Raw genomic sequence first — 10,403 nt, forward strand, 5'->3', positions numbered from 1 at the left:
GATCGGCAAGACTTCACATTGGGGTCTTGTCTCTTTTTCCAAGGTTATCGGTAGTACAACGCCTCCCAGGAGATTATCCATGGCTACAGCAGTTGTTCAATCCGCTCCCCCAATCATCGTTCGCGGCCAACTCGCAATCCGCACAATATCCGGTCGTAACGGCCGGTTCACAGTCGGTCGTCTCACAACCCACCTTGGGCTGTTCCATGTCAAAGATCCCGAACTGGAGCAGTATCCAGAGGGGAAGTATGAGGGTGAATTTGCGATTCGATATATTTATCCGAAAGCCTATCCTGTCGGCGACGGCATGCGATTCGAGATCCGGGCCAACCTGGATGGCATGACCTTGTCTGGTATCGACAAACTCAGCAAAGCAGAGGCTCGCGCCTTCGCCACGCAGGATGTCGATCCGCTTGATGAGGAATCGGGTACACAACCCGTTCCCACGCCAACCGCAATGCCCAAATCCAAGGCCAGGCCGGCCCCTGTGCAAGCCTCCGAGGACCCACTGGTCGACACCACGCCATTCGGCGTCGATGCGCCTTCCGCTACGGTGGCAGCCTCGGGCAGTCCCGATAGTGACGACACCGCATTGTTCGGTATCCTCTGGCCGCTGGGTGAGTCGGTAAAGCTGGACTCGACCATTGACCGTCGCACCTTGCGCCTGCAGATCGGGCGGCTGAACCAGTTGGGCTATGCGTTCGACGCTACGGCCCAGCAGTGGAACCGCCAGTCTGAATCTCTGGCGACCTGATTCATACAGCTACCGCTGCACGCTTTTCCAATCCTTCTGGGCAACTCTGCCCTTCGGGTGGTGTTGCCCCTCAATCTCATAGAGGATACCACCATGCCCGAATCTTCATTACCGCAACCGTTGTTCCGTATCGACGAATGCACTGACCTGATGGTCGATGCCTGCGTCTGCCGCGAGAATGGCGATCTGGTCTTTGTCTCAATCTGGGCGCGGGATACAGCCGTCCAGCAATTTATCGCCCGTCTCACACTCGGTCGCGATGAGGATGGATTGAACCAGTTTCACCTCATCACAGAACACGGCGGCTCCGTGCCTGTGTTCATCCCCTCAGTCGAGCGCCTTGAAAAACGCCTGACCCGCAACTATCGCCGCACGCTGTTTGGATCGCTCACCAATCTGTGGCTGTTCGACCAACGCTGCATCTGCCCTGACAAGAGCACAGCCAGCGCACTGGCGCTACTACCACGATCTGCCGCTGAACCCACTGTTCGCTTGTGGCAACTCGTCAAAGACACATGTCCGCTGCCACTGCTCGACCACTGGCAAATGCCGGTGCTGGAGTTGCTGCGCAGCCACGACATGCTACATGAGCTACCGGTCGCCCTCGGGCCGCTGCGGGGCTTTCGCCTTGAACTGGACGTGCCAGCACTCACCGACGCGCTGGGCGGGCTTATTCGTAACGGCGCTCTCACGGCCTATCCTTATCCGTCACAGATCTGCACATCGCAAGCGGTGGTCTGACCATTCCACAGCAGGCGCACCTTACCAGACACTTGCACTTTCTTTCATCACCGCCAGACAGGAGGTTCCTATGGCACTCATGTTTCCCCGGCTCGCCAGAAATTTTGCCAAAAATGGCTATTACCCTACCGATGAGTCCACGCTTGAACGGACACTCGCCGCACTGGCACCCAGCGATGAGCCCATGTGCATTATTGATCCTTGTGCCGGCGAAGGCGTTGCGATTGCCGAAGCCGCCCATGCCCTCGGGCTTGATCACACCCGGTCGTACGCTGTCGAATACGATCAGGAGCGTGCCAGTCATGCACGGTTGTTGGTCGAACACTGTATCCATGCCGATTTGATGGACACCATCATTTCGCGTCAGGCATTCGGCTTGCTTTGGCTCAACCCACCGTACGGCGACTTATCCAGAGATGCCAACGGCAATATCGGCTACGACGGTAAAGGCCGGCCCCGACTGGAAAAGTTGTTCTACCAGCGGACGCTGCCCCTGCTGCAGTACCACGGCATTCTCGTTTTCATCATTCCGTCCTATGTGCTCGACCAGGAAATGGTGGGCTGGCTTACGCGCCACTTCGCCGACCTGCGTGTCTTCCGTGCGGTAGATACACAGTTCAAACAAGTGGTGCTGTTTGGTCGTCGCGTTCGCCAGCGCGATCTGGCGAGTGAAGACGTGAAGTCCACCCGTGCCCGGTTGTTGCAAATCGGGCACGGGGAACAGGACGTAGAGGAATTGCCGTCCAAGTGGACATCATTGCCGTATGTCGTTCCAAGCGCCCAAGCTGAACCCGAGCATTTTTATCGCATCAGCATGGAGCCGATACAGTTCGCCGAAGAGGTACAACGCCTGCGAGGTTTGTGGCCAGCGTTCGAGACTCACCTCGGTGCCACGCAGCAGTCGCTGCGTGCGCCTGCTCGTGCGTTATCTGAATGGCACCTGGCATTAGCCCTGGCGGCGGGTGCTATCTCCGGTGTCGTGCAGTCCCCAAGCGGTCGCACGCTTGCAGTCAAGGGGGATACCTACAAGCAAAAAGCGACGAGCACCGAGTATTGCGAACGCGATGACGGCTCCATCGCCGAAACGCGCATTCTCACCGATAAGTTCGTGCCCGTCATCAGAGCATGGGACCTGTCTCCTGACTCAGCCACGCTGGGACGGATTCTTACCATCCATTAATCCCAACTGGGGTAACTGCCCCCGAAATCTTCTGGTTTCTGAACCCGAGTTCAACGCCATTCCGTTTCTCTTACCCATCGGGGCATACATCGCCCCGGGGCGGTGCATACCCCATTTTTTGGAGCATCTCCATGACCATGCAAATCGAAGCGACATCTGCCGTCACTCACTCATCTGCAACAGACGATCTGTTCGCCCCTGCGAACGACGAACTCTCCATCAGTCTGCAGGATTTTGTCAGCGAGTTCGGGGATGAATTGCTCGACTCTCTCAATCGGGCTAATCCACCGGTCTACAACGGCGTGCCACGTGCAAACCGACAACGTATTCTGGCCAATCTCAAGCGACAGTTGTTCCCCGCCCAGGCTGAGGTCGTGCATGCAGCGGCCGAGTTGCTCGTCAATCAGGGCGAGCGTGCGGCCATCGTCAATGGTGAGATGGGGACGGGAAAAACCACCGTCGGCATCGCTCTGGCGGCGGTGCTCAATGCGGAAGACTATCGCCGCACTCTCGTCCTCAGCCCGCCACACCTGGTCTACAAATGGCGCAGGGAAATTCTCGAAACCGTCACGGGGGCCAAAGTCTGGGTGCTCAACGGCCCGGACACACTGCTCAAACTGATCAAGCTGCGCGAGCAACTGAATGTGCCAGCCGATGGACAGGAATTTTTCATCATTGGCCGTGTGCGCATGCGCATGGGATTCCACTGGAAGCCCGCGTTCTTTCGCAAGCGCACCCGTCACGGCACAGTTGGGCTTTGTCCACACTGCGGCACGATGGTTCGCAACCTTGATGGCGAGCCGGTCAGCGCACTGGAACTCGACGCGGAGGAAGTACGTCGCAAGTGTAGTTTTTGCGAGAGTGCCCTTTGGACACTGATGCGACCACGCAGTTTGTCAGGCAGCGATCAATCCGCAGCGGTACTGCGGGCGCTGAAACGTATTCCGACCATAGGTGAAGCCACGGCGGCCAAACTGATGAAGACCTTCGGCGATTCCTTCCTGGCATCGATGCTGGGGGATAACTTCCACCAGTTCATCAACCTTATGGACAACCGAGGGGAATTGGTCTTTTCAGACCGGCAGGCTCAGCGCATGGAACGCGCCATGTCGAGTATGGAGTTCGGCTTCGGTGAGGGCGGCTATCAACCCAGCGAATTTGTGAAGCGGTATCTACCGCAAAGCACGTTCGATTTGCTCATCGCCGACGAAGCCCACGAGTACAAGACAGGCGGTTCCGCGCAAGGTCAGGCCATGGGTGTTATTGCGGCCAAAACCCGCAAAACGCTGCTGCTCACCGGCACGCTGATGGGAGGCTACGCTTCCGATTTGTTCTATCTGCTGTTCCGGGCGCTGCCCGGGCGCATGATCGAAGATGGCTACCGACCGAGTGCCAGCGGCAGTATGAACGCTGCAGCCATGGCATTCATGCGGGAGCACGGCGTCCTCAAGGATATCTATTCCGAGAGTGATGGTCCGTCCCACAAGACCGCCAAAGGCTCGAAGGTTACCGTCAGGACAGTCAAAGCGCCGGGGTTCGGCCCCAAAGGTGTACTGCGCTGCGTTCTGCCCTTCACGATTTTCCTCAAACTCCGAGACATTGGTGGCGTGCTGCCCCCGTATGACGAAGAGTTCAGGGAAGTCGAGATGGACACTGAGCAAAGCGATACCTACAGCAAGCTCGCTGCCAACCTGACGACTCAGCTCAAGGAAGCCCTGCGAAAGCGGGACACTACCTTGCTAGGCGTGGTGCTCAATGTGCTGCTGGCCTGGTCTGACTGCTGCTTTCGTACTGAAACCGTGCGCCACCCGCGTACGCGAGAGGTACTGGCATTCACCCCTGCCCAGTTCAACGAGCTGCAGGTGATGCCCAAGGAGCGGGAACTGATCGACATCTGCAAGCAGGAGAAAGCAGGAGGTCGTAAGGCTCTGATCTATTCCGTTTACACAGGTACGCGGGACACCACCAGCAGGCTGAAGATGTTGCTGGAGCAAGAGGGCTTCAAAGTAGCGGTACTACGTGCGAGCGTAGATGCCAGCCGACGCGAAGACTGGATTGCCGAACAACTCGACAGAGGGATTGATGTCCTCATCACCAACCCCGAGCTGGTCAAAACGGGGCTGGATCTTCTGGAGTTCCCAACGATTGTGTTCATGCAATCTGGGTACAACGTGTACACGCTGCAGCAGGCCGCACGTCGTTCCTGGCGTATCGGACAAAAGCAGCCTGTGAAGGTGATCTACCTGGGGTATACGGCCACGTCGCAGATGACCTGCCTGGCTCTGATGGCGAAGAAAATTCTGGTCTCTCAGAGCACGTCGGGAGACGTGCCTGAATCAGGACTGGATGTGCTTAATCAAGATGGCGACTCTATTGAAGTTGCCCTGGCCCGGCAACTTGTCGCGGCCTGATGTTCCTGTCTGCCGACGTCCCACAAGGACGTCGGCTTTTTCACATGACATGTCGCACTGTGGCAGTGAAAAAAGCCCAGAGACAGCAGCTTTTCGTCATAACAACCCATTCCTTCGCGCACAATCCAAAATAAAGAAGGCACAACACCAGATGCAAGGGAAGATGCCTGCTTTCGAAATTTTGCAGTCACTGGAATCTATCCGCTTGGATACTGTGAGAACAAACGGTGTACCGTTTGATTTAGGTATGGTCAAATTGCCGCAGGCCATGCGAAAAAGAGAAAAATATGAATAGGAAAAGTGTTAGGTGCAAGATGACTGATGTAGAGCTTTGCATCGACCTTGTACCGGCAGCAGGGAATGCATACCGCCGCGCTTTAGACGTGATGACGGCCTATCCAGACTATGCGAAAACAAACTTCCGAATCGTAGTCGAACACTTGACGCAAAAGCTAGGCAAGCATTCTGGCATTGATTTCGAGAATTTAGACCTTTTTAACTCCATTCAAAAGTTGTCCGAATGCCAGATCATCGACCATAGCTTGCGCACTGATTTACATAGAATCCGTCAGCTTGGAAATGAAGTTGTTCACGCAAAGCTAACAAATGGCGATGTAGATGATGGTACAGAGGATACCAGCAAGGCACGAGGTGCTGGTGATTTGGAAAGCGCACTTTCTGCCCGTAAAACGCTAGTGGGAATCTTCGAAAGTGTTTTTCTCTTGATCAACAAAGGTGAAGAGTTGCCAGAGATAACGGCCGTGGACGTCGGCGACCTCACTAGTCAGCAAACACTTTGGAAAGCCATTTCATCAGTGAACTTCGAGGCAAAAATGGCTGCGGGCTTGATTCTGGAAGCGCAGTCGTTGACTCCTTTGCCCAAAGGAGTATTAGTCATCGAGAATAGCCAATACGCGCATAAGCAAACAACTCAAAAAATGGCAGCGGAGCTGTACTGGGCTGCATGCGTGATCAGCGCTGGAGATGATTTAAAAAACCAGTTCGAGATTCACGAAATGGGTGGGGAAGAGACATTTTTGTTTAAGCACGCAAATACAGAGGCATTATTTCGGTATTCTCAGCTTACTTTTAACCAGCAAAAAGGCGAGGAAAGCCAGAAACGCGGCGTTAAAGCCTTGGAGGCCGCAGCTAAGCGAGACTATGCCGATGCTCTGTCTGAATACGGTAATTGGCTGCGTGAGGAGGGTAATTTCGGTGAGTCCTTTGAGGTTTTTTCACATGCGTTGAAAAAAGGGAAAATCTCGGCGCATGCAGGACTTGGATTTCTGTATCTGGAAAAAACCTACTCCGACTATTCTCAGAAGCTGGCTGAACAAAGCTTTATAAATGGCATTAATAACGGAGACGAACACTGCAAATACCTGCTTGGAAGGTTCCTCTATGAAGGCACAGAGCTTGTTCAGGATAAAGAACGCGGCAAAGCGCTTTTAAAAGCAGCAGCGGAAGCGGGTCATGAATCAGCGGCGCATTACTTCAATCTTGCTGTAGATGACAAACTTCACAAAGAGTTACAGGCACATTTTTTAAACATATTGCAAAGTGTGCCAAAACGCCCTGAAGGACCAAAGCAAGGGAGAAATGATCCCTGTGCTTGCAAATCAGGCAAAAAATACAAGAGATGCTGTGGTGCTTAACGCAGCCGGATTAATCGAAATCATCGTGGATGGCTGTTTCTGGCTGAAAGCTACCGGTCGTTGCTGACCGCTTTCGCCCCTAAGATGCCCTTCGTAGAGGGCAGCAATCGGCCATAAGCAGCCGGTCAGTTTAAGAGCCGAACGTGGGCAATAAATGGCCTTGAAACTTTAGGAATTCTGATGACTAGATTATTTCCCTGAATGATGATATTGGGCTGATGTTTCGATACCTCAAACTGGAGTTATCTAGCAATTAAAGAATAAGACCCATATGGGATGGGCCTTTCAGCAAGTTAATGTTAACACTTCTCTCGAAAGATCAGGAATTTATCGCCCTGTTAATAACGGTGTAATCACTTAATACTGGCATTTACGTCTGAGTGCTGTTAAGTAACTTTTCTAATGCTTCACGCCTCTGTTTTTTATCAAGTCTTTCTAGCTTCTGACTTAGTATGAATTCAATAGCCAACCTCAACATCGGGAACAACTTGAGGCATTCTTCCTCTGGACAGTTGTGGAGCCCTTGAGAAAGAAATCCGTACAACTTCGGGTGCTGCACCAAATCAGATGGTAGGAAGTCTTTTAGAACCTTTACCTTATTTGCCATTTTAAGTCTCAGATACCTTTCCCCATGAGCAGACATCCAAGCTCCATCTTTGCTGGCCTCTTGGTGAGCTTCTTCTATCAAGTGCTCGAAAATCTTCCGAAGATAAACTATAGAACCAGCACCTACACCATGAGAGAAAAGCCCTAAAGCTTTGGTGTAACCTTTCTGATGTTCCTCATTCAAAACTTTACGATACTTCTTTAAATCTTGTTTTGCAGCGTCAGCGGCGGATGGGTACTGACCTATCTTTGTCACTCCATCCTTTTCGTAAACCCTGAATACGTAACATGCAATGTGCTGCTTCACACGAGAGCATTTAGCTTGAACTACTAAAATATAAGGATCTTGAAGTTTGGTGCGGAAGTCCGCACGGCTAGCCCAATGATCAGGATAGTTAACAACGAACAAACTCCTATCCTTACACTCCACACAATAAGTATCAATTGCCCCTTGAAACTTACATAAATCTAACACTTTATCAAAAATAGTATCGTCCCACTTGTAAGTCTCATACATAGCAACAGATAAGAAAAACTCATTAGGCGTTGGAAAATCATTGTCTGACACTTTATCCTGCTCCATGATATGTGGTCATGAAGGCATGATGCCACAAGCCAACGATGCTTTCCTATAGGCAAAGAAAAGCCTCAGCTTGTGAGCAAGGACGTATTGTGCAGCATCAAGCGGTATCGTTCTTAACGTACGTTCAAGGGCGACCATAGCCCGAGTGAACTGCAATACCCGGCCTATCAAAAGGCAATTATACTGGAGAACGCCAAGCGGAAGCGGTGTCAAGAATCGATGGCAAATCCAACAGAGATACCTTTCCACACCGCACGTCGGTTGCTGGACTACTTGTCTCCTCTAAACCCTATTTGGGATGTTGGAAGATTCATCTTTAGAGGTCAGCCAAGTGATGAGTACAAGCTGACACCATCAGTGTGCAGGCGTGGAGCAGGTTCATTCGCCTATGGTTCGCCAAGGCGGATGTTTGATGCCTCGACGGCTGGGCAAGTGGCCTTTGAGCTGGAGATACTGAGGAAATTTCTGAATGGCTGTGATCGCTCAGGGCTAAATGTTCCGGGCTACACCGAACAGTTGAGAGGAATACTTACCGATGATTGGGGTTCATTCCAGAGTCCGCATATCCCGTGGCCGTCTACTCAACTATACGAAATCATGTCAGTAGCTCAACACTACGATGTTCCCACTCGCCTTCTAGATTGGACTGAGAGGAGCTTTGTCGCCTGTTACTTCGCTGCCTCATCGGCAAACCTTGAGATTGATAGTAGGGAAATGCCGAGGCTGGCGATCTGGGCTCTGGACACCACTCATGCAATGCACTGGAAAACAGTGAAGGTGATTAGGACTCCAGGGGGAACGAGCAAAAATCAAGCCGCTCAGTCTGGTCTGTTCACCACGCATGAGGTTAAAGGATATAACCCAGACGACTTGTATCAGGTAGAAGCACTAGAGGATGTTGAAGAGATTTACAGCATGACAGTGAGCCACACACCACTTGTTAAAATGACCTTGCCGATTGAGGAAGCCCCCGCTCTATTAGACCTTTGCTCGCGACTTGGCGTTGATGGCTCAACGCTCTTTCCCGGATTCCATGGTGTGGCAAAAAGCGTAAGGGATTGGGCTAACGTTGAGGTTGGTGTAAGGCCGTCTCAGTCACTCATTCAGGAATACAATGAAGACGGCTACGATCCAGACTTCCATTAAATAGCAGTCGCCTGCGGTGCAATCTAAACTACAAACTGAATCAGCTCAATTTCCGGGACGCCTTCGACTGGCTCCTTTTGGCCGAAAGCTGCTGGTCGTTGCTGACTGCTTTAGATCCTTTGCAGTCGTCGTTAGCAGCCTCACAGCTCAAATACCTGCTTTCAGTGTTTTCCTTCATTTGCTCCCCTCTAACTGCGGCAATGGTTGCTCCGTGACAAATTCATTACATTCCTGCGCTGACGCCTGGCCAGGCACAAGTTTAAAGCATTGTAGTCAAATCTCGTCGTAAGGGTATTCTCCTAAGAGCGGCTAACAGTACCCAGAACTTAAGTGTCGCGGTGACACCATAACTCAAATGGAACGAGCGTTGAACAGCCAGAATCTCTGGCAAGAACTTAAAGCGTTGATCCTGGAGAGGAAGCCCTCGTCCAAGAGCGAGCAGCCTCGGTTGGATGACCGTAGTGCACTCAACGGCATCCTGTTTGTGCTGATGGCGGGTATCGCTTGGGAAGATCTGCCGCAGGAGCTTTGCTACGGTTGTGGCATGACGTGCTGGAGGCGCTTGCGGCAGTGGCAGTGGCAGTGGCAGTGGCAGTGGCAGTGGCAGTGGCAGTGGCAGTGGCAGCGCGAGGGTATCTGGGATCGCCTGCATCAAGCCTTGCGGTGTCGTTGCACCAGTACGACCAGATCGACAGACATCGGGCGAGAATTGATGGTGCAAGCGTAGCCAGCCCTCGGGGGGCCAGAAGACCAGCCCGAACCCGACCAATCGAGGCAAACTCGGCAGCAAACGCCACGTATTGGCCGATGCACGCGGTGTACCGCTGGCGATTATGGTCAGTTGTGCCAATCGGCATGACTCGATGTTGTTTGAGACGGTTATAGACGCCGTCAAGCCCGTCAGCGGTCTGCCGGACAGGCCGAGAAACAGTCCGGACAAGGTACATGCCGATAAGGGGTACCACTACAAAAAGTGCCGGCAGGCGATACGGCGACGAGGTATTCAAGGCCGCATTGCACGACGCGGCATCGAAAGCAGCGAGTGACTTGGGCGTCATCGGTGGGTGGTAGAACTAACCCACGCCTGGTTCTCGGGCTTCGGCAAGCGGCACATCCGCTGCGAGTATCAGCTTGACACTCATATGGTCCTACTCAAGCTGGCTTGCGCAGTAATCTGCCTACGCTTTATTGACAGGTATTGTTAGCAGCTCTAAGCCATCAGCAAGCGTTGTAGCGTCAATATTTTTGCTCAGCCAAAACGCGATTGCGATCAGAGAAGCTATATAGCGATCTGTCCCGTCAGTTAGACTAGGCGCGCCAAAGCAGC

7 protein-coding genes and 1 pseudogene are annotated in these 10,403 nt (G+C 52.7%); 7 read left to right on the forward strand and 1 reads right to left on the reverse strand.

Features of this window, described 5'->3' with window-relative positions; all coding sequences use genetic code 11:
- Positions 1–79 precede the first annotated feature (79 nt).
- The 5 genes from IG609_RS11435 to IG609_RS20620 all read left to right on the forward strand — a co-directional run bounded on the left by IG609_RS11435 (position 80) and on the right by IG609_RS20620 (position 6,741).
- On the forward strand, positions 80–754 hold the full coding sequence (locus IG609_RS11435; RefSeq protein WP_039551821.1) for a DUF3275 family protein: 675 nt from the start codon (positions 80–82) through the stop codon (positions 752–754).
- A 93-nt stretch (positions 755–847) separates the two neighbouring features.
- Positions 848–1,495, forward strand: coding sequence for a hypothetical protein (locus IG609_RS11440; RefSeq protein ID WP_039551823.1), 648 nt, complete (start codon positions 848–850; stop codon positions 1,493–1,495).
- Between the two features lie 70 nt (positions 1,496–1,565).
- A complete protein-coding gene (locus IG609_RS11445) occupies positions 1,566–2,675 on the forward strand; it encodes a DUF6094 domain-containing protein (protein WP_039551824.1) in 1,110 nt (369 codons plus the stop codon).
- Positions 2,676–2,806: 131 nt separating this feature from the next.
- A complete protein-coding gene (locus IG609_RS11450; RefSeq protein WP_039551825.1) occupies positions 2,807–5,086 on the forward strand; it encodes a helicase-related protein in 2,280 nt (759 codons plus the stop codon).
- 314 nt (positions 5,087–5,400) lie between these two features.
- Positions 5,401–6,741, forward strand: coding sequence for a DUF4145 domain-containing protein (locus IG609_RS20620; RefSeq protein WP_159106595.1), 1,341 nt, complete (start codon positions 5,401–5,403; stop codon positions 6,739–6,741).
- Positions 6,742–7,111: 370 nt separating this feature from the next.
- Here the strand turns inward: IG609_RS20620 and IG609_RS11465 are convergent, their stop codons facing one another.
- A complete protein-coding gene (locus IG609_RS11465; protein WP_039551828.1) occupies positions 7,112–7,930 on the reverse strand; it encodes a hypothetical protein in 819 nt (272 codons plus the stop codon).
- 219 nt (positions 7,931–8,149) lie between these two features.
- On the opposite strand from IG609_RS11465, the gene IG609_RS11470 reads away from it, so the two are divergent.
- Together IG609_RS11470 and IG609_RS20625 are read left to right on the forward strand one after the other, a co-directional pair.
- Positions 8,150–9,076, forward strand: coding sequence for an FRG domain-containing protein (locus IG609_RS11470; RefSeq protein ID WP_072035929.1), 927 nt, complete (start codon positions 8,150–8,152; stop codon positions 9,074–9,076).
- 355 nt (positions 9,077–9,431) lie between these two features.
- Positions 9,432–10,281 (forward strand): annotated as a pseudogene (locus IG609_RS20625) (IS5 family transposase).
- Positions 10,282–10,403: the final 122 nt, after the last annotated feature.

The sequence above is a fragment of the Pectobacterium quasiaquaticum genome (assembly GCF_014946775.2).
Classification (GTDB): Bacteria; Pseudomonadota; Gammaproteobacteria; order Enterobacterales; family Enterobacteriaceae; genus Pectobacterium; species Pectobacterium aquaticum.

Bases quoted from the DNA above. Each gene is read 5' to 3' on its own strand.
- IG609_RS11435 (WP_039551821.1), top strand. From the start codon at position 80: ATGGCTACAGCAGTTGTTCAATCCGCTCCCCCAATCATCGTTCGCGGC.
- IG609_RS11440 (WP_039551823.1), top strand. From the start codon at position 848: ATGCCCGAATCTTCATTACCGCAACCGTTGTTCCGTATCGACGAATGC.
- IG609_RS11445 (WP_039551824.1), top strand. From the start codon at position 1,566: ATGGCACTCATGTTTCCCCGGCTCGCCAGAAATTTTGCCAAAAATGGC.
- IG609_RS11450 (WP_039551825.1), top strand. From the start codon at position 2,807: ATGACCATGCAAATCGAAGCGACATCTGCCGTCACTCACTCATCTGCA.
- IG609_RS20620 (WP_159106595.1), top strand. From the start codon at position 5,401: ATGACTGATGTAGAGCTTTGCATCGACCTTGTACCGGCAGCAGGGAAT.
- IG609_RS11465 (WP_039551828.1), bottom strand. From the start codon at position 7,930: ATGGAGCAGGATAAAGTGTCAGACAATGATTTTCCAACGCCTAATGAG.
- IG609_RS11470 (WP_072035929.1), top strand. From the start codon at position 8,150: ATGGCAAATCCAACAGAGATACCTTTCCACACCGCACGTCGGTTGCTG.